The sequence below is a fragment of the Limnohabitans sp. DCL3 genome (genome assembly GCF_048019295.1).
In the GTDB taxonomy this organism is placed as follows: Bacteria; Pseudomonadota; Gammaproteobacteria; order Burkholderiales; family Burkholderiaceae_C; genus Limnohabitans_A.
The window spans coordinates 397,745-416,698 of sequence record NZ_CP171842.1 but is presented as its reverse complement, the minus strand read 5'-3'; the positions used below and the strand labels follow the sequence as shown (position 1 = coordinate 416,698).

Genomic DNA, 18,954 nt, shown 5'->3' with positions numbered 1-18,954 from the left:
CTGGGTTTACTGGCCGCGCAAATCCACCACGCGTTTGGCCTTGCCTTGGCTGCGCTCCACGCCACCTTCGGCCTGGAGCTCGATCGCCACGCTGGAGCCGATGTAGACCTTGATCTCGTGCTGCAGCTGCTTGGCTGCAGCACGGGCTTCGATGCTGTCGGGTGACACGCCCGGTTTGGTCTCGACCTTGACCGTCAAATCGTCCATAGGCCCCTCACGCGTCAACACGCATTGGTAGTGCGGGGCCAACTCGGCGCGCTTCAAGATGAGCTCTTCGATCTGGCTGGGGAAAACATTCACACCGCGGATGATCATCATGTCGTCACTGCGGCCGGTGATCTTTTCCATGCGGCGCATGGTGCGTGCGGTGCCCGGCAGCAGGCGCGTCAGGTCGCGGGTGCGGTAACGGATGATGGGCAGCGCCTCTTTGGTCAGGCTGGTGAAGACCAGCTCACCCATTTCGCCGTCGGCCACGGGCTCACCGGTTTCGGGATGGATGATCTCGGGGTAGAAATGGTCTTCCCAGATGGTGGGGCCATCTTTGGTCTCGATGCACTCGCTGGCGACGCCGGGGCCCATGACCTCGGACAAACCGTAAATGTCCACCGCATCGATGGCCATGCGTTTTTCGATGGCAGCGCGCATGTCGTTGGTCCAAGGCTCGGCGCCGAAGATGCCTATGCGCAACGACGAGGTCTTGGGGTCAATGCCTTGCCGCTCGAATTCGTCGGCAATCGCCAGCATGTAGCTGGGCGTGACCATGATGATGTTGGACTTGAAATCCTGGATCAGCTGCACCTGGCGCTCGGTTTGACCGCCACCAAAGGGCACCACCGTGAGACCGAGTTTTTCAGCCCCGTAGTGCGCGCCCATGCCGCCTGTGAACAGACCGTAGCCGTAGCTGACGTGCACCATGTCACCGGGCTTGGCGCCACCTGCACGGATGCTGCGGGCCACCACGGTGGCCCAGGTGTCGATGTCTTTGAGCGTGTAGCCCACCACGGTGGGTTTGCCCGTGGTGCCGCTGGACGCATGGATGCGGGCACAATTTTCGCGGGGCACAGCGAACATGCCAAAAGGGTAGCTGTCGCGCAGGTCCGACTTGGTGGTGAAGGGGAACTTGGCGATATCGGCCAAGGTTTTGCAGTCATCCGGGTGTACCCCTGCCGCGTCGAACTTGGCCCGGTACACGGGCGAGTTGGCATACGCGTGCTGCAGGGTTTGCTGCAAACGCTTGAGTTGCAAGCTGCGCAACTCGTCGATGCTGGCCTTCTCAATGGGCTCCAGGGGGAAAGCTTTCAGGCTCATTCACAACTCCACTTGATAAGCGAAGGACAGGGCTGAAGACCTGTCCCCCAAATGATTCATTCACTCCGGCACCACGGTGCCCGGTATCTGCGCGCTTTTGCCACGGAACAGCGCGATCACTTCGCCACTTTGGTTCGTGACTTTCATGTCGTAAATGCCATGGCGCCCGCTCAGGGTCTGCTCCAGGCCTTCACAAGTGAGCACATCGCCCAGCTTGCCCGGCTTCAAAAATTCAATGCTGCAACCGGCCGCCACGGCGTTCTTGTTGTAACTGTTGCAGGCGAATGCAAAGGTGGAATCGGCCAAGGTGAAGATGAAGCCACCGTGGCAAATTTGGTGACCATTCAGGTGCAAGGGCTTGACCACCATGCGCATCAAGGCTCGGCCAGGCTCGCAGGCCAGCAGTTCCATGCCCATGGTGTCTTTGGAGGCCACATCGACAGCAAACATGGTTTCACCCACCAAACGGGCGAGGGCTTTGGGGTCGGCTGTGTGCATCATTGGCCTTTGAATTGGGCAGGACGCTTTTCGAGGAAGGCTTGCACGCCCTCAAAATAGTCGTGCGTACGACCCAGCGCCGATTGGGTGTCGCGCTCGGCATCCAGATGCGCAGACAGTGTTCGGGTCGTGGCCGACTGGAGCAGGGCACGGGTGGCGACCAGGGCTTGGGTGGGCATCTGCGCCAGGCGCTCGGCCAGCAGCAAAGCGGCAGCGAGTGCATCGTCAGCCACCTCCCAAATCATGCCCCAGTCTTTGGCTTGCTGGGCCGACAGCTTGTCGCCCGTCATGGCCAGGGCCATGGCACGGGCCAGTCCAAGACGCTCGACCAGCAACCAGCTGCCGCCGGCATCGGGGATCAAGCCAATTTTGCTGAATGCCTGAATGAAGCTGGCCCCCGGGGCGGCAATCGCGATGTCGCACGCCATGGCCATGGACGCACCAGCACCTGCTGCCACGCCATTGACCGCCGCAATGGTCGGCATGCGAAGGGACTGCAAACGGCGCGTGCTGGGGTTGAAAGCCTGATCGATGATGGGGCCGGGATCGGCACGTTCAACCCGGTTCGGGCCCGGGGTGAAATCAAAGTCCGACAAATCGGCACCGGCACAAAAACCGCGCCCTGCGCCCGTGATCACAGCGCAGCGAATGGCCGCATGGGCCTCGGCTTGGTCGAGCGCAGCCCACAGATCGTGGTGCATGGCGCGGGTGAAGCTGTTCAGCGCTTGTGGGCGGTTGAGGGTGATGAGCGCCACCGCGCCTCGCTCTTCGTACAACACCGTTGCGGTCGATTCGGTCATCTTTGGTCTCCTGAATGCGTGACTGTATCATTCACCGACCGCACGGTTGGTTAATGTTTTCCCTAGGCATCGGCGCGACCGACCCTGACCCGCTGGCGTCGGTATAGTCATGGTTTGATTTGACCCACTGCTGGAGAAACCCTTGAGCTACGAAAACATCGAAGTCCGCACCGAAGGCGGCCAGGTTGGCATCATCACCCTGAACCGCCCCAAAGCCCTGAATGCACTCAACGGTGCCCTGATGGATGAGTTGGGTCTGGCGCTCAAGGCCTTCGATGCCGACGAGGCCATTGGCTGCATCGTGATCACCGGCAGCGAAAAGGCTTTTGCCGCGGGCGCCGACATTGCGGCCATGGCGAAGTTCACGTTTCACGAGGTCTATAAAAATGACTTCATCACCCGCAACTGGGAAACCATCCGCAGCATCCGCAAACCCGTGATCGCAGCCGTGAGCGGTTTTGCGCTGGGCGGTGGCTGCGAGTTGGCCATGATGTGCGACTTCATTATCGCCGCCGAGAACGCCAAATTTGGCCAACCCGAAATCAAAATCGGCATCATTCCAGGCGCAGGCGGCACGCAGCGCCTGCCTCGCGCCATGGGCAAGTCCAAGGCCATGGATTTGGTCCTGACCGGCCGCATGATGGACGCGGCAGAGGCCGAGCGCGGCGGTCTGGTCAGCCGCGTCGTGCCCCTGGACAAACTCATGGAAGAAGTGCTGGGAGCCGCATTGATGATTTGCAGCTATGGCCAACTGGCCACAATGGCCGCCAAAGAAAGCGTGAACCGCGCCTTTGAAAGCGGCCTGAGCGACGGCGTGATGTTCGAACGCCGCTTGTTCCACGGCTTGTTTGCCACCGCCGACCAAAAAGAAGGCATGGATGCGTTTTTGAACAAACGCGCACCCAAGTTTGTGAACGGTTGAGCCGTTCTGGCCAGGGCCAGAAATCAAAAAGCCCACAGTCGCAAAACTGTGGGCTTTTGATTTGGTGGTGATAGGTGGATTTGAACCACCGACATCAGCATTATGAATGCTGCGCTCTAACCAACTGAGCTATATCACCGGTAACCGGGCACTTCGCAACAAAGTGCTTGAAGTGAGCGACATACGCCGCCAAGCCAAAAATTATACACAAAAATTCACGGCACCAGCCGTTAAAAAGCGCAACAATTCACAAATGACCCCACCGACCCACTCCAAATTTTACGACCCCAGTTCAAGCCAGCAGGCGGCTGAAATGGTTTGGGCGCAATGGCAGTCAGGACAAGTCTTCCCCCATTTTCCTGAATCGTGCAGGCCTTTGACCGTGATGCAGGGCTACCAGGCGCAAGCGCAATTGCCGACCGTCTCAGGCCGACACGTGATCGGTTGGAAGATCGCAGCCACCAGCCTCAACGGACAAGCCCACATCCAGGTCAGCGGCCCTTTGGCTGGACGCTTGTTGTCCGGCCAAGTGTTCGCAAGCGGCGCCACGGTGCCAAGCGCAGGAAACCGGATGCGGGTGGCCGAACCGGAGTTTGCCTTCACCATGGGGCAGGATTTGTTGCCCCAGAACGCCCCCTTGCGCCTGGAAGAAGTCTGTGCCGCTGTGGCCACACTGCACCCGGCCATTGAAGTGCCGGACTCTCGCCTGACGCCCTTCACGCAGGCCGGCGAGGCCCAGTTATTGGCCGACAACGCTTGCGCCCGCCATTTCGTCTTGGGGCCGGCCGCGCCCGATGGGTGGCAAAACATGGATTTGAGCCAACACGCAGTGCATGCACAAGTGGGTCAGGGCGACAGCGTTCGTTACCGCCGCGCAGGCTCAGGTGCCTGGGTGCTGGGTGACCCGCTGATCGCCTTGACCTGGCTGGCGAACCAACTCTCGCACTTGGGCATCACACTGCAAAAAGGGCATGTGGTCACCACGGGCACCTGCATGGTGCCTTTGGCGCTGGAAAATGGCGACACAGTTCTTGCTGACTTCGGCGTCTTGGGGCCGGTGCGCATGCGTTTTTCAGACGAACCCTAGCCGCACGTTGCGCCCGGAAATCCTGCTGTCAAAATCAACCAAGACCACGAGAAACCCACTGTCGCCATTCAGGCCTGTGCCATCAACGCCGATCATCCACCTTGCCCCCCAACAACACCATGCTGACCTTCTTCTTCAACGCTGCCCCAAATCCCATGAAAATTGCCCTTCTCCTTGAAGAGTTGGGCATCCCTTTTGAAGCCGTCCCCGTCGACACTCGCCAAGGTGAACAATTTGCGCCTGAATTTCTGGCCATCAACCCCAACGCCAAAGTGCCCGCCATCACAGACGGTGATGTCACGGTCTTCGACAGCAACGCCATCTTGCTGTACTTGGCCGATCGCGAGCAGCAATTCATGCCCACCATCGCACAGGCCAAAGAGCGTGGTGCTGCCCTGTCCTGGCTGCTGTTCATCGCCAGTGGCATTGGCCCGTTTTCAGGCCAATCGGTGCACTTTCGCCACGCCGCGCCTGCACCCCAAGACTACGCATTGAACCGTTACGACTTTGAAGCCCATCGCCACTGGCGCGTGCTCGAGCAGCACTTGGCGACCCACACCTACATGTTGGGCGAGGAGTACAGCATCGTGGACATGGCCTTTTGGGGTTGGGCGCGCATGCTGCCGTATGTGCTGGGCACAGGAGACGCCACGTGGGCGCAATACCCCCACATCAAACGCTTGCTGGACTTGGTCAATGCCCGCCCGGCGGCACAACGCGCCGAAGCCTTCAAGGCGAAATACACCTTCAAAACCGAGATGGATGCACAGGCCAAAAAGTTCATGTTCCCGCAAAACGAACGCCTGAACAAAGCCTGAGACACCCGATGAACCTGACGGGCGGTTGGCACTGGCATTGGCGCGCCTGGCGTTCTCAAAAACGCTGGGCCACGGCGGCCGCCCAGATTGAAGACTGGCTGATCGCCCAAAGTATGCCGCGCGAGCAATTGGTGTTGATCGGTGCGAGCGCGGGTTGGATGCTGTCTGACGCATGGTTGCGCCAATTCAAGGCCGTCCATGTGTGGGACATCGACCCGTTGGCTGGGCCTTTGTTCCGCTGGCGTCACGGGCGGGCCTTGCAACAACAGGGCACCGCTTTGCACCTGCATACAGGCGATGGCTTGGCCGCTTTGAGCCGCTGCACACAAAGTTTGCCGAACGCTTTTTTTTGGTTTGACAATGTGTTGGGGCAACTGCGCTTCACGGGGCAAGACGTGCCCAGCGTTGAGCGTCAGTTGGCGCAAGTCAAGCAACAGATGGGCACGGTGGCCTGGGGCAGTGTGCATGACCGCATGTCAGGCCGTTGTTCACCCAGCGGGGCCTTGCCACCACCTCAACAAGGCCTGGCCCCCACAGCGATGGACAGCCCTCAGGCCCAAGCCTGGCTGTACCGCATGGGGGCCATCAGCCCTTGCCTGGACCACTTGACCGAACAGGTCTTGCCCGCGGGCACGCGCGTGCAGCACACGGCGTGGGACTTCAAGCCCGGTTATGCGCACTGGCTTGAAATGGGTTGGTGCCCCGCCAAGCACTGAACGCCTGAGCTTTCAACCTGGGGCGGCCATGGCATCCAAAGAAAACCCGGCAATTTTTTTGTAGTCTTCAGAGATCTGGCGCAGCTCGGCTTGGCTGATCACGTCGTCAATATGGCGAAACGGTTTGCCCTGCGTTAACTCGTCCACTTTGATGTTGATGAAATCCGGCGGCGAGCTGCGATTGGTCAACACGACTTTCGTGGTCAATGGTCTGCGCACGGTTTCGTAACGATGCAATGCCGGCATCCGATCGCCCCCGGAAGGGATGTGGGCCAATTCATCGGCCAAAGTGCGTGCATCCACCAGCGCCTGCGCCGAACCGTTGGAGCCGCGCGGGTACATCGGGTGCGCCGCATCCCCCAGCAGGGTGACGCGGCCAAACGTCCACTGAGGAATGGGGTCTTTGTCCACCATCGGGTATTCCAAAATGGATTCGGCTTGGGCAATCAACTTGGGGACATTGAGCCAATCAAATGTCCAGTCTTTGAACAAAGGCAGAACATCTTCCACCCGGCCTTGGCGATTCCAATCGTTTTGCGACACGCCTTCCATGCGAATCTCCGCCATCCAATTGACCAGTTGCCGACCCTGTGCATCGACAGCGTCGGCGATGGGGTAGATGACCATCTTGCCGGTCTCAATCGAGCCGATCCGCATGTAGGTCTTGCCCGTCAAAATCGGCTCGAAATAGGTCACGCCACGCCAGGTGTTGATGCCCGTGAAGACCACCTGCTCATCCGGATAAAACAAGCGACGCACCGCCGAGTTGACCCCATCGGATGCGATCACCACCTGGGCACGAACTTCGGGCAGAAGCTGACCCTGTGGGTCAGTGAATTGAAGCACCACATGGCCATCGCTCTGCGTCAGGCCTGCGAATCGGTGCCCGGTATGGATGCGCTCAGCGCCCAATCGCTGGACCGCTGCGTCCCACAAAATTTTGTGCAACTTGCCACGGTGGATACCCACTTCTGGCACCGTGTAACCCGCGTGCCGGCCACGCAGTTCGCTGTAGATGAATTGGCCATGCCGATTGAAAAATGCACTCTCATAATTTTCAATGCCGGCCGCTTCCAATGCGGGCTGCAAGCCAAGAGCGGCCAACTCGCGCATGGCGTGAGGCAACAAGGTGATCCCCACCCCCAGTTCACGGATTTCGGCCACCGCTTCGAAGACATCACACGTCACGCCTCTGGCATGCAAGTGCAGTGCCAACGCCAGGCCACCCACGCCCCCGCCCACAATGGCGATGCCGCTTGCTGTATGGTTCATTGCTCGAATCCTGTGCTCAGCTCAATCGGCCGAAATTTGCTTGCTGCGGATCACGGTCCCCCACCGAGGGTAGTCTTTGGCACTGATGGCTGCCAGCTCGGTTGGGCTGGAAGGCGCGGCATCCATACCCGCTTTGCCCAAAATGTCTTTCACATCGTTTTGGCGCAAGATCGCGGCCATCTCGGTGTTCAAGCGTGAAACCACGGCACTGGGTGTTTTGGTGGGAACAAAAAATGCGTACCAGAGGTCGACATCGACGCGCTTGACACCGACTTCATCGAACGTGGGGACATCCGGTGCCACGGGGTGCCGTTTGGGACTGCCCACCGCCAAGGCATTGAGGCGACCATTTTTCACAAAACCTTGCGCGATGTGGACGGGCAAAAAGCCCACATTGAGTTCACCCCCCAACAGATCCTGGGTATACCCAGCAGAGCCGCGGTAAGGCACATGCAGCATGAACGTGCTCGATTCCAGTTTGAACAACTCCATGGCCATGTGGTGGGGTGTACCCACGCCTGGAGAGCCAAAACTGATCGAACCAGGGCGAGCTTGCGCTTGTTTCACCAATTCAGGCACGGACTTGATGCCCGTCTTGGGGTGGGCCACCAACATGAGGGAGCCATAGGCGGCCATGGAGACAGGCGCAAAATCTTTGAGGGGATCGAAGCTGACACTTTTGTACATTTGTGAGGCCATCAACATGGTGTTGGCCCCCATCAAAACGGTGTACCCATCTGGCGCTGATTTGGCCACGGCTTCAGCCCCAATGTTGCCGCTGGCACCAGGCTGGTTTTGCACCACCACGGCTTGCCCGAGGCGTTCACTCAGACGGGGGGCCACCACCCGAGCGATGGTGTCCATGCCGGTCCCGGGCGTGAAAGGCACGATGATCTTGATGGTCTGAGTGGGGTAAGCGCTTTGTGCCAAGGCCCCTGCACCCACACAGGTCATGAAGGCGGCCGTGACGGCCATCAGTTGTCGGCGGCGAATCGTGATCATGAAGAGGTCTCCTGTGTGGTTTTTTGGGGGGTGGTGAATGTTCAGACTGACGCTTGTGCTGGAGGGATTTTGAACAAACGCTCTGCGTTGTCCTGAAAGAACGCCTTGCGCACTTGGGGTGCCATATCCAAGTTCTCCAGCATGGCCACTTCTTCTGGCACATATTGGTAGGGGTAGTCCATGGCGTACAAAACGCGGTCAGGCCCCATGAAGTCTTGCGTGAACTTGAGCGCAGCGCCCCAGGCCACACCGCTGTTGGTGATGTGGAAATTTTCGCGCAGGTAATCACTGGGTTTGCGCTGGGTCGGTTGCACACTGGGGTAGCGCTTGGAGCGCACGGTCGCTGCGTGCATGTAATCGAGCCGATAGGCCCAAAACGGCAAAGCCTCTCCCATGTGACCCAAAATGATCTGTAGCTTGGGAAAGCGGTCGAACACCCCAGAGGTGATGAGCCGCAATGCGTGCAACCCGGTCTCTACGCCAAAGCCATAAATTGCACCATCGAGGCCTGCCTCAATGAAGTGTTGAATCATGCTGGCGGGCATGGCGTTGGGGTGCAGGTATATCGGTGTGTCCATCGCTTCGGCCGCTTCAAAAATCGGCCAAAATTTGGTGTCGGACAGGTACTCACCCTGCGTGTGGGAGTTGATCACCACCGCGTGCATGCCCAGTTGGTTCACGCCGCGCTGGATTTCTTTCGCCGCAGCAGCGGGGTCTTGCGGAGCCACGGCAATCATGCCGACCAAGCGATCGGGGTGGCGGCGCATCGCGTCGGCCAAAACATCATTGGCTTGCGGCGCAAAAGCGACCGCCGTCTCCTTGTCCATGATCTGCACGCCTGGTGAAGTCAAACCGATCACCTGCACATCCACGCCCGCTGCATCCATGTGTTGCAGTCGCAGCTCATCCAGATCCACCAGACAACGCATGATGTGCTGCGCCCGCTCACTGGGACTGCTCATGTAAAAACCCATCAAGTGCTTGAAGCCCACATCCACATCGTCCTTGGCCAAGATTCTTTTGTAGATCTCCAGCATCTCGGGCGGCGAAAAAGCCTCTTCGGTGGCAATGCGCCGGTAGGGCCGCACGGGCAGCGTCAAGGGGGTATGGCTCATGATTTCGCTCCTTGTTCGTACCGCTGACCCAGTGCCAGCAACTGAGGGGTCTCAATGACGGCGTTGAGCCCATCAAAGTCAAGCATTCTGTCTTGCCAAGGGCGGGTCGTCTGTCTCGCATGCAAACTGGCGTAATAGCCCTGCAGCGTGTGCAACACCGCCCGCGCCGTGCCCCCCGGAAAGATCACGATCTTGAAACCCCGCTCGCCCAGCTCGGCCGCGCTTTGCACAGGCGTCTTGCCGCCTTCGACCATGTTGGCCAAGAGCGGCACCCGCTGGGCAAACTGGGCACAAGCGCGGTTCATTTGTTCATCAGACCGGAGCGCTTCAATGAAGATCGCATCCACCCCGCATTCAAGGAAACGCTCAGCCCGCTCCAGCGCGGCGTCCAAACCCTCCACGGCCACCGCGTCGGTGCGGGCCAGGATCAAGGTGTTCTTGTCGTGCCGTGCATCCAAAGCGGCGCGCAGCTTGCCCTGCATTTCGGCCACCGGCACCACGCCCTTGCCATCCAGATGACCACAGCGTTTGGGAAAGGTCTGGTCTTCGATTTGGATCATGGCGGCCCCGGCCCGCTCGAAGTCGCGCACCGTGCGCTGGGTGTTGAGCGCGTTGCCAAAGCCGGTGTCGGCGTCCACGATCACGGGAATACTCACCCGGTCGGTGATGTGCGCCAGGGTCTGCGCCACTTCGGTGGCGGTGGTCAGACCGATGTCAGATCGGCCCAAGCGGGTGTAAGCGATGGAGGCGCCCGATAAATACAAGGCCTCAAAGCCTGCCTGCTGAGCGACCAGCGCGGTGAGCGCATCGTAGACACCGGGGGCCAGCAGGGCCTGGGGTTGTTGCAGGCGCTGTGCCAAATTGTGCGGCTGGTTCATGGGGCCGAATCTTTCATAAGTTGTTGCACGGTGTGGGCCGCAATGTGCCCACCCGCGATGGCACTGAGCAAACCGTTGCCTGACAAATAGCCCCACACCGCTTGCCCCGACACGCCCCGTGCAGCGCCGCCTGCGGCCAGCAGGTTGGGCAAGGGCGTGCCGTCCTGGCGCAGCACGCGGGTGTGTGCATCGATGTCCAAACCCCCTTGGGTGTGGAACAAGGCACCGGTGACCTTGATGGCATGGAACGGGGCTTGCAAGGCGCGATGGAAGCTGCGGCCTGTGAGCGGGTCGGTGCCAGGGTGCACCGCGTTCAAGGTGGCTTGCAAAGCGTCTGGCCGGCAGCCGATGAGTTGGGCCAGTGCTGCCGCATCGCCCGCGTGCTGCACCGCGCCCGCGCCTTGCGCCGCCACAAAGTCCGGAAAGTCTTGCGCGAAGGCCAGCAACGCATCGTCGAACACATTCCAGGCCACACCACCCGGCTGCGCCAGCACATGCACCGCCGCCTCGGAGTAGCCCTGGGTTTCGTCGTGAAAGCGCTGGCCTTGGGCATTGATCTGCACACCGCCTTCCATCATGAGCGCCCACGAGATCAAAGCGCCTTGCGGCACGGCCCAGGAGCCGTGGCCTTGGTACGCACCCAAGTCGGCCAGGCGTGCGCCCAGTTGTTGGCCCCAGACGATCGCGCTGCCGTCGTTGCCCACATGGCCCGCGTAGGTGGCTTGGGCCATCTCGGGCAGCAGCGCTTGGACCATGGCCGCAGCGCCACCAAAACCGTTGCAGGCCAAGATCACCGCATCACATCGGATGCGCTCGGTCTGGCCGTCGGGCCGGACAAAACCCACACCGTGGATGCATTGCGCTTCATCGGCCCACAACTCGGTCACTTGCGCCTGCGTGAGCACGACCACACCTGCGGCATCGGCCGCCGCTTGCAGGCGGCTCATCAAACCCGCGCCCGTTTTTTCGGGCACGGCGTGCATGCGGTGGGCGCTGTGGCCGGGGTACAAAAATTTGTCCAGCACCTGCCAGGGCAGGCCGTGGTGTTGGGCCAGCGCGTCCATCGCAGGGCCGATGTGCTGGGCATAAGCTTGCACCAAATGCGGCGCGGCCTGTCCGTGGGCCTTGGCTTGGATGTCCGCAGCAAACGTTTCAACACTGTCGCTGATGCCTTGTGCCTGCTGAGCTTGCGTACAGGGCGCAGGCACGAAGCCCGAAGACAAGGCGGTGGAGCCCGCTGCAAAGGCATCGCGCTCCAGCACCACACACTCCACGCCCAAACGGTGCAAGGCCAGCGCGGCTGTGAGGCCGCAAGCGCCTGCACCCACGATGACCACCGGTGTGTGGTCCTCGGCTTGCAAATCAGCAGCTTGGCGAACTTGCGGCAGCGGCGTGTTCATGCTGTCAGCCCAGTTGTTTCAAAAACGTGGCACTGTCCATCACATCGCTCACCGAAGCCATATCGGCCAGCGCCGCCTGGTGCGCGGTTTCGCTGAAGGCGGCGCAACCGTCCGACAACACCATGGTGTGGTAGTCGCGCACATGCGCATCACGCACCGTGCTGGCCACGCCGCCGTTGGTCACGATGCCGCACACCACCAAGGTGTCGATGCCCGATTTTTTGAGCACCCAATCGAGCTGCGTGTTGAAGAAGGCCGAATACGCCACCTTGAACACCGACACATCGACCAGCGGTGCAAGCAGGTCCACATTGGCCTGGCCCCGGCTGCCCGGTGCAAAGTCGCCTTGGCGCAAAAATGGACGCCGCTCTTTGAGGTGCGCCGAAATCATGGGCTCGCCCTGCGCATTCGGCCAGAGCGTGAACAAACTGGCCGTGATCAGGCCGCCATGGGCTTTGATGGCCCGTGCCACCGGGGCCATGCGCTCGGGCAACTTCACGGCCTCGGCGCTCAAGGTGTTGCCTCGGGCATAAGCGCCGTCGGGCGCCAGAAAATCGTTTTGCAGGTCCACGATGACCATGCCCAGTTTGGCGTTCTTCAAGTTCATGCGGTGCGCTCCACCAACAAGTTGCCCAATTTGTCGACCCGACCTTCAAAGCCCGGCTCCAGCCACACCGTGGTGTCAGGCTGCTCCAAAATCGCAGGGCCTTGCACCACGGTGCCCACGGGCAGGCTCAAGCGCTCATAGCGCTGCGCAGTCCACCACTGGCCTTGGTGGTAAACCTGTTGCTCGCCCATCGGGGTGGTGCGGCCTTCGCCTTGCGGGGCGAGGACCGCCAAATCGAACTTGGGACGACGCCCAATGCGGGCATAACGCAGATTCATCACGCGGATCACCGGGCCTTGCAGCACACGGCCAAAGGCGTGTTGGTAAGCGGTTTCAAACGCCGCCAGCAATCCGGCCGCATTCAAAGCTTGACGCTTGAGGGGCACTTGCAGGGTATGGGTCTGGCCCATGTAGAGCATGTCAAAGCTGATGACTTCGTCCACCCGCACAAAGTTCACACCGGCGGAATCGAGGCGCACCTGGCAGGCTTCGGCCAGCGCATCCACGCGCTGCAACAAAGCAGGCCAAGCCACATCGGCCAGAGCAACGTTCAGGGTTTGCACCGCATCGTGGCGCATGTCGGCCATCACGCAACCCAATGCAGACGTCACGCCCGGGTAACGCGGCACGATGCCGGTGGTCACCCCCACCTCGCGCATCATGGCGCACACATGCAACCCCCCGCCGCCGCCAAAGGGCATGTAAGCGAACTGGCGCGGATCGTGGCCGCGCTCGATCGAGACCACGCGGATCGCGCCGGCCATGCGGGCATTGGCCACCGTCAAAATCGCTTCGGCTGCCGCCAGCGCCGTCAAACCCAAAGGCTCGGCCACGTGCTGGGCAATGGCTTGTTCAGACAAGCCCGAATCCAACTTTTGCAGCAAGCCGCCACCCAAAGGCCGATCGGCCGCGATGCGGCCCAGCAGCACATTGGCATCGGTCACGGTGGGGCGGGTGTTGCCGCGTCCGTAACAGGCCGGGCCGGGAATGCTGCCGGCCGACTCGGGGCCGACTTGCAGCATGCCGCCCGCATCGACCGAGGCGATCGAGCCGCCACCGGCCCCGATGGTCTCGATTTGGATCATGGGCGAGCGCACCACCAGACCAAATTCGATGGACGTTTGCGCGGCCAATGCCGCTTCGCCCCCCGCCACCAAAGACACGTCAAACGAGGTGCCGCCGATGTCGCCGGTGATGACGTTCTCAAAACCCGAAGCCCGTGCAATTTCGGCGCAGGCCATCACGCCCGCCGCAGGCCCAGACAGCGCGGTGCGCACCGGCACATCGCAAGCGGTCTGGCGCGACATGACGCCGCCATTGCTTTGCACGATCAACAACTCACCGCCAAAACCTTGCGCTCGCAAATCACCATCGAGGCGCTGCAAATAGCTGCCCACCACGGGCTGCAAAGCGGCGTTCAGGGTCGCGGTGGAGCAGCGCTCAAACTCACGGATCTCGGGCAACACTTCGCTGGCCGCCGTCACATAGCTGTTGGGCCAGATCTCGCGCACGGCCGCCACAGCGGCTTGTTCGTTACCGGGATTGGCATAGGCATGCACAAAGAACACACACACCGCCTCACAGCCCTCGGCCAGCAAAGCACGGGCTTGTTCGCGCACCTGGTCCAGATCCACAGGCGTGTGCAACTGGCCATCGGCCAGCACACGCTCGTCCACCTCCAAGCGCCAAGCGCGGGGCACCACCGGGGTGTAGCTGCCGCGCAGGCCCCAGGTTTGCGGGCGGTCGCGGCGGCGCATCTCCAGCACATCGCGAAAACCCCGTGTGGTGATGATGCCGGTGCGGGCGATCTTGCGTTCCAGCAAGGCGTTGGTGCCCACGGTGGTGCCATGCACGATGGTGGCGATGTCTTTGGCCCCCTCGGCACCGGAGTTGCCGGTGACCTGGGCGATGCCGTTCATGAAACCCCGGGCCTCTTCGCCCCGGGTCGAGGGCACTTTGACAATGCGGGCCTGGCCGGTTTTTTCGTCCAGCACAAACAGGTCGGTAAACGTACCGCCCACGTCCACGCCGACCACCCAATGGGGCTGATTCACTGACTGATCGCTCATGCTTGTTCCTTGGTGTAACCCAGTGCGCTGTCTTTGGCACGGTCTGGCGCCGAGCGCTCAGCGGGTGCGCCCCAGCCGCCGCCACCCGGGGTTTGCAGGCGCACGCGGTCGCCTTTTTTCAGGTGAATGCCCAGCATTTTGGACACCATGGGTGGGGTCTTCCACTCGCCGTTTTGGCAGTACTCGAACACATTGGGCAGCGCAGGCTGGCCGCCGTGAATGCCCTTGGGTGCCGACTTGCCGCGCTCGCCAAAGATGAAGGCCTCGGCGCTGTCTTCGAGCAATTCAATTTCGTAAATTGCGCCCAGACCGCCCCGGTGCTGGCCATCGCCGCCCGAGCCGGGGCGCAAGGCCCACTGGGTGAAGCGCACCGGGTAGGCCGCTTCCAAAATTTCCATGGGCGGGATGGTGGCGGTAGAGATCGGCGCATTGCCGTGTGACAAACCATCGCCATCCGAATGGCCGCCGTGCCCGCCGCCAAAGAAGCTGAACATCACCCAGCGCTGACCCTTGCGCTTGTCGTCGGTGCGGTGTCCGGCGATCGACAGGGCGTTGATGGTGCCGTAAGCATGGGCCACGGCCCGCTGCGGATCGGCCAAGGCCGTGGCGCTGAAGATCACGTCGATCATGCGCAAAATGGTTTCGGTGTAACCGCCGACCGGACGTGGACGATAAGCGCTGATGACCAAACCGTCGGGAATCACAAAGTCCACCGCATCCAGCACACCCGCGTTGGCGGGCACATCGGGGAACACATGCTTCAAAGCCACATAACAAGCGGCGACCGCTGTGGCGCGTGAGATGTTCACCGGACCGGCGCATTGCGCCGAGGTGCGGGAAAAATCCAGCGTCAGCCGATCGCCAGCCACCGTCATGTCGAGCGCAATGGTGAGCAGCTCGTCTTTCACGCCGTCGTTGTCCAGCACGTCTTCAAAGCTGTAGCGGCCATCGGGCAAGCTGCCAATGTGCGAGCGCATCAAGCGCACAGCGCGGGTGCGCAGCTCCACCAAGGCCTGCGCCACTTTGGCATCGCCATATTCATCCAGCAAGCCATCCAGGCGGCGTGCGCCCAATTCGAGTGCGGCCAACTGGCCGTTCAAATCACCCCACAGGCTGTCGGGCAAGCGGGTGTTGGCGCGCAAGATGGCCAGCACATCGTCGTCGAGCACACCACCGCGCAAGATGCGCACCGGCGGGATCTGCACCGCTTCTTGCCAGCACTCGGTGGCCGCTGGGTTGTAGTTGCCGGGCACCGCACCGCCCACGTCGTGCCAGTGCGCGGCCGAGGCCAAAAAGCAATACAGCTGTCCGTCGCGAAAGCAAGGCTTGACCAGCTTGAAGTCGTTGGCGTGTGTGCCGCCTTCGTACGGGTCGTTGAACAGCCACACGTCGCCCGGCTGCATGCCGCCGCGTTCAGCCGCCACACGCATGGCCGCGCGCACGGCAAAAGCCATGGCCCCCACAAACACGGGCAGACCGGACTTGCCTTGGATCAGGGTGTCGCCCGTTTGCGCGTCGTACAGGCCGTGGCAGGCGTCGTGCGCCTCAGCAATGATGGGGTTGAAGGCACTGCGGTAGAGCGTCGCATCCATCTCGTCGGCAATTTGCTCCAAGCGGCCACGCAGCACGGCCAAAGTGACTGGATCCATCACAGGTTCTATCGGGTTCATGCAGGCTTTCTTTGTTTGAGCAGGGGCAACAAGCCACCGGCATCGACCATGTCCATCAAAAATTCGGGGATGGGGGCGCAGACCAAACGCTGGCCATTGGCGCGCATCACCAACGGGGTATCGCCTTCAAACAGCACCCCCACGCGCTCACCCTCTTCGATCTTGGCGGCGTCGGGGCAGGTCAAAAGCAAGAGACCCAGATTGAAGGCGTTGCGGAAATACAGGCCGCTGTAAGACGGTGCAATCACCGCCGCCAGGCCCAAGTGCTTGAGCACACCTGCGGCCTGTTCGCGCGACGAGCCAATGCCAAAGTTGGCCCCGGCGACAATCACATCGCCCTCACGCACGCCCGATGCAAAGTCGCTGCGCACGGCCTCCAGGCAATGCCAGCCGATCACTTCCAGCCCATGCTTCATGTAGGCACCGGGGGCCAACGCGTCGGTGTCCACGTCGGCACCGAGTCGCCACACGCGAGCGTTTTCAAATGCACGTTGGCTCATGCCAGCACCTCGCGAGCATCGCTGATGCGTCCGCGCAGCGCAGACGCGGCCACGGTGAAAGGCGAGGCCAAATAGACATTCACACTGGCCGGACCCATGCGGCCTTTGAAATTTCGAGCGGTGGTCGAGATCACCGTGGCGCCTTCCGGGAAAGTGGCCCCATAGCCCGCACACGCGCCGCAACTGTTGGGCAGCACCGTGGCGCCGGCATCGAGCAAGGTTTGCATCACGCCTTCTGCAGTCGCCTGCGCCTGTTCACGGGCGCTGGCGGGTGCCACCATGAGTTGCACGCCTGCGGCGACACGCTGGCCTTTGAGCACCGAAGCGGCAGCACGCAGGTCTTCGAGCTTGGCGCCGGTGCAGGCGCCGATGTAGGCAATGCTGGGCGACACATCGGCAAACTCGGCCACATCCCGTGTGTTGGCCGGGCTGTGCGGCGCGGCCACTTGGGGGCTGAGGGTGCTGGCGTCAAAGTCCTGCTGCTCGCAGTCGGCGTCTTCGTCGGTGAACCATTGCTCGGCCCCGGCCAAATGCGCCGGTGCCACACCGATACCCCGCAGATGACTCAAGGTGGTCTCGTCGGCCGCGATCAAGCCGACCTGCGCTCCCATCTCTGCGCTCATATTGGACAAGGTCATGCGCTCGGCCATGGACAAGGCCTGCACCGCCGACCCGGCAAACTCCACCGCCTGGTATTGCCCACCGTTCATGCCAAAGCGCCCCACCATGTGCAGCATCATGTCCTTGGCCGACACGCCATGTTGCAAGCGGCCGGCCCAGTGCATGCGCAAGGTGCGCGGGACCTGCACCCAGATTTGGCCAGTCACACACACACCCAGCATTTCGGTGGCACCGATGCCAAACATGTAGCAACCAAAAGCCCCCCCCGTGGGCGAATGCGAGTCGCCGCCCACACAAAACATGCCGGGCTTCAAGTGACCCCGCTCGGGCAGCACCACATGGCAAATGCCTTCGCTGTCGATCACATGGGGCAGATTCCATTGCTTGGCCGTGTCGCGTGCAATCTGCACGATCTGCTGCGCATCCGCGTCTTGTGCGGGCACGTAGTGGTCGAGCACCAGCACCACTTTGTTTTTGTCCCAGATCTGCGCCCCCAACTCGTCGAGCATGGGCTTCAAACGCCTGGGCCCGGACGAGTCGTGGAACATGGCCAGGTCCACGTTGCAGGTGACCACCTCACCCACCGCCACATGGCTGCGGCCTGCCGCGCGGGCAATGAGTTTTTGGGCCAGGGTTTGCGACACAGCAGCGCTCATTCTGGTTTCGCTCCTGCGTACTGCACCACTTTGCGCCAACGCACGATCTCGCTATCAACAAACCGGGCGAATTCTTCAGGACTGTTGCCCACAGGCGTAGCGCCTTCGTTTTCGATGCGCCGCTTCACCTCGGGCGACTGCACGGCAGCGCGGGCTGCATCGGCCAATTTTTTGGCCACATCGGGGTTCATGCGACCTGGACCAAACAAGCCAAACCAGGCACTGGATTCGTAGCCTGGCAGGCTTTCAGCAATTGCGGGCACATCCGGAAAAGCCGCCAGTCGCTTGGCGCTGGTCACGCCCAGCGCCTTGAGCTTGCCCGCCTTGAGGTGCGACTGCACATTGCCGACCGCCGCGAACATCAAGTCCACCTGACCGGCCAGCACGTCTTGCACCGCCGGGGCCGTGCCACGGTAAGGGATGTTGACAATGAACACACCCGCCTGCATCTTGAACGCGTCACCCGCCATGTGCAAAGACGAGCCCAACGCTCCAATGGCAAAGTTCAACTGGCCCGGCTTGGCTTTCGCCAGCTTGACCAACTCGGCCGCGTTGTTGGCGGACACCTTGGGGTGGGCCACCAGAATTGATGGCGAAGTGGACACCATGGTCAAGGGTGTGAAATCTTTCACCGGGTCGAAGGGCAAACTGGGGTAGAGCGAGGCATTGATGGCGTGGCTGGTGAAGCTCATCAGCAGGGTGTTGCCATCGGGCGCGGCCTTGGCCACGGCGTCAGCCGCCAGGTTGCCGCCCGCACCAGGTTTGTTCTCGACCACCACCGTGCGGCCCAGCTGCGAGCCCAGCACCGTGGCCAGCGTGCGGGCCATGGTGTCGGTGGTGCCGCCTGCGGGGGCTCCCACCAAAATTTTGATGGGCGGCGGGGTTTGGGCTTGGACCCAGCCGGAGCTGGCCGCACAGGCCCAAGCGGTACTCCAAAGCAGAGCGCGGCGTGTTGCCCAAGAGCGGTGCGATGGGTTTGTGGTTGTCATGTGGCTGTCCTCCATGTCAAAAATTC

At 61.5% G+C, this 18,954-nt stretch carries 18 protein-coding genes and 1 tRNA gene; 4 read left to right on the top strand and 15 right to left on the bottom strand.

The annotated features are described in order from the left end of the window. Nucleotides 1-6 precede the first annotated feature (6 nt). Genes paaK through ACHEXK_RS01895 form a run of 3 tightly spaced genes read right to left on the bottom strand, consistent with a single transcriptional unit; the run spans nucleotide 7 to nucleotide 2,606 of the window. On the bottom strand, nucleotides 7-1,308 hold the full coding sequence (gene paaK, locus ACHEXK_RS01905) for a phenylacetate--CoA ligase PaaK (RefSeq protein WP_416547563.1): 1,302 nt from the start codon (nucleotides 1,306-1,308) through the stop codon (nucleotides 7-9). A 60-nt stretch (nucleotides 1,309-1,368) separates the two neighbouring features. Next, on the bottom strand, nucleotides 1,369-1,809 hold the full coding sequence (paaI, locus tag ACHEXK_RS01900; protein WP_416547562.1) for a hydroxyphenylacetyl-CoA thioesterase PaaI: 441 nt from the start codon (nucleotides 1,807-1,809) through the stop codon (nucleotides 1,369-1,371). Beyond that, nucleotides 1,806-2,606, bottom strand: coding sequence for an enoyl-CoA hydratase-related protein (locus tag ACHEXK_RS01895; protein WP_416547561.1), 801 nt, complete (start codon nucleotides 2,604-2,606; stop codon nucleotides 1,806-1,808). Before ACHEXK_RS01895 ends, paaI begins: the two co-directional genes overlap by 4 nt. 142 nt (nucleotides 2,607-2,748) lie before the next feature. On the opposite strand from ACHEXK_RS01895, the gene ACHEXK_RS01890 reads away from it, so the two are divergent. Continuing rightward, nucleotides 2,749-3,528 carry an enoyl-CoA hydratase gene (locus tag ACHEXK_RS01890; RefSeq protein WP_416547560.1) on the top strand — a complete coding sequence of 260 codons (780 nt, stop codon included), beginning with the start codon at nucleotides 2,749-2,751 and terminating at the stop codon, nucleotides 3,526-3,528. Between the two features lie 62 nt (nucleotides 3,529-3,590). Here ACHEXK_RS01890 and ACHEXK_RS01885 read toward each other — a convergent pair. Beyond that, nucleotides 3,591-3,667: transfer RNA gene (locus ACHEXK_RS01885), tRNA-Met, on the bottom strand. A gap of 114 nt (nucleotides 3,668-3,781) precedes the next feature. Here ACHEXK_RS01885 and ACHEXK_RS01880 point away from each other — a divergent pair. From ACHEXK_RS01880 to ACHEXK_RS01870, 3 genes are all read left to right on the top strand, one after another. After that, the gene (locus ACHEXK_RS01880) at nucleotides 3,782-4,615 is read left to right on the top strand and encodes a 2-keto-4-pentenoate hydratase (protein WP_416547559.1); all 834 of its coding nucleotides are present in this window, start codon (nucleotides 3,782-3,784) and stop codon (nucleotides 4,613-4,615) included. A 119-nt stretch (nucleotides 4,616-4,734) separates the two neighbouring features. Continuing rightward, nucleotides 4,735-5,433 (top strand): glutathione S-transferase family protein, encoded by a 699-nt coding sequence (locus ACHEXK_RS01875; protein ID WP_416547558.1) that lies wholly within the window; start codon nucleotides 4,735-4,737, stop codon nucleotides 5,431-5,433. Nucleotides 5,434-5,441: 8 nt separating this feature from the next. Then, a complete protein-coding gene (locus tag ACHEXK_RS01870) occupies nucleotides 5,442-6,149 on the top strand; it encodes a hypothetical protein (protein ID WP_416547557.1) in 708 nt (235 codons plus the stop codon). 12 nt (nucleotides 6,150-6,161) lie between these two features. Here ACHEXK_RS01870 and ACHEXK_RS01865 read toward each other — a convergent pair whose 3' ends face one another. The 11 genes from ACHEXK_RS01865 to ACHEXK_RS01815 are packed head-to-tail and all read right to left on the bottom strand — an operon-like array spanning nucleotide 6,162 to nucleotide 18,928. Continuing rightward, nucleotides 6,162-7,421 (bottom strand): flavin-dependent oxidoreductase, encoded by a 1,260-nt coding sequence (locus ACHEXK_RS01865; RefSeq protein WP_416547556.1) that lies wholly within the window; start codon nucleotides 7,419-7,421, stop codon nucleotides 6,162-6,164. A 21-nt stretch (nucleotides 7,422-7,442) separates the two neighbouring features. Further along, nucleotides 7,443-8,423, bottom strand: coding sequence for a Bug family tripartite tricarboxylate transporter substrate binding protein (locus tag ACHEXK_RS01860; protein ID WP_416547555.1), 981 nt, complete (start codon nucleotides 8,421-8,423; stop codon nucleotides 7,443-7,445). A gap of 41 nt (nucleotides 8,424-8,464) precedes the next feature. Further along, the gene (locus ACHEXK_RS01855) at nucleotides 8,465-9,538 is read right to left on the bottom strand and encodes an amidohydrolase family protein (protein WP_416547554.1); all 1,074 of its coding nucleotides are present in this window, start codon (nucleotides 9,536-9,538) and stop codon (nucleotides 8,465-8,467) included. Continuing rightward, nucleotides 9,535-10,416 carry an isocitrate lyase/PEP mutase family protein gene (locus ACHEXK_RS01850; protein ID WP_416547553.1) on the bottom strand — a complete coding sequence of 294 codons (882 nt, stop codon included), beginning with the start codon at nucleotides 10,414-10,416 and terminating at the stop codon, nucleotides 9,535-9,537. The genes ACHEXK_RS01855 and ACHEXK_RS01850 overlap by 4 nt, the downstream gene beginning before the upstream one ends. Continuing rightward, nucleotides 10,413-11,816: an FAD-dependent oxidoreductase gene (locus ACHEXK_RS01845; protein ID WP_416547552.1), complete on the bottom strand. Its 1,404-nt coding sequence runs from the start codon at nucleotides 11,814-11,816 to the stop codon at nucleotides 10,413-10,415. Before ACHEXK_RS01845 ends, ACHEXK_RS01850 begins: the two co-directional genes overlap by 4 nt. Before the next feature lie 4 nt (nucleotides 11,817-11,820). Continuing rightward, complete coding sequence (locus ACHEXK_RS01840) at nucleotides 11,821-12,423, bottom strand: cysteine hydrolase family protein (RefSeq protein ID WP_416547551.1); 603 nt, start codon at nucleotides 12,421-12,423, stop codon at nucleotides 11,821-11,823. Further along, nucleotides 12,420-14,492 (bottom strand): hydantoinase/oxoprolinase family protein, encoded by a 2,073-nt coding sequence (locus tag ACHEXK_RS01835; RefSeq protein WP_416547550.1) that lies wholly within the window; start codon nucleotides 14,490-14,492, stop codon nucleotides 12,420-12,422. Before ACHEXK_RS01835 ends, ACHEXK_RS01840 begins: the two co-directional genes overlap by 4 nt. Further along, a complete protein-coding gene (locus tag ACHEXK_RS01830; RefSeq protein ID WP_416547549.1) occupies nucleotides 14,489-16,162 on the bottom strand; it encodes a hydantoinase B/oxoprolinase family protein in 1,674 nt (557 codons plus the stop codon). The genes ACHEXK_RS01835 and ACHEXK_RS01830 overlap by 4 nt, the downstream gene beginning before the upstream one ends. Beyond that, the gene (locus ACHEXK_RS01825; protein WP_416547548.1) at nucleotides 16,159-16,662 is read right to left on the bottom strand and encodes a 3-isopropylmalate dehydratase; all 504 of its coding nucleotides are present in this window, start codon (nucleotides 16,660-16,662) and stop codon (nucleotides 16,159-16,161) included. Before ACHEXK_RS01825 ends, ACHEXK_RS01830 begins: the two co-directional genes overlap by 4 nt. Then, entirely contained in the window at nucleotides 16,659-17,939 is a 1,281-nt protein-coding gene (locus tag ACHEXK_RS01820; RefSeq protein WP_416547547.1) for a 3-isopropylmalate dehydratase large subunit, read from the bottom strand. Before ACHEXK_RS01820 ends, ACHEXK_RS01825 begins: the two co-directional genes overlap by 4 nt. Continuing rightward, complete coding sequence (locus ACHEXK_RS01815) at nucleotides 17,936-18,928, bottom strand: tripartite tricarboxylate transporter substrate binding protein (RefSeq protein ID WP_416547546.1); 993 nt, start codon at nucleotides 18,926-18,928, stop codon at nucleotides 17,936-17,938. Before ACHEXK_RS01815 ends, ACHEXK_RS01820 begins: the two co-directional genes overlap by 4 nt. Nucleotides 18,929-18,954 lie beyond the last annotated feature (26 nt).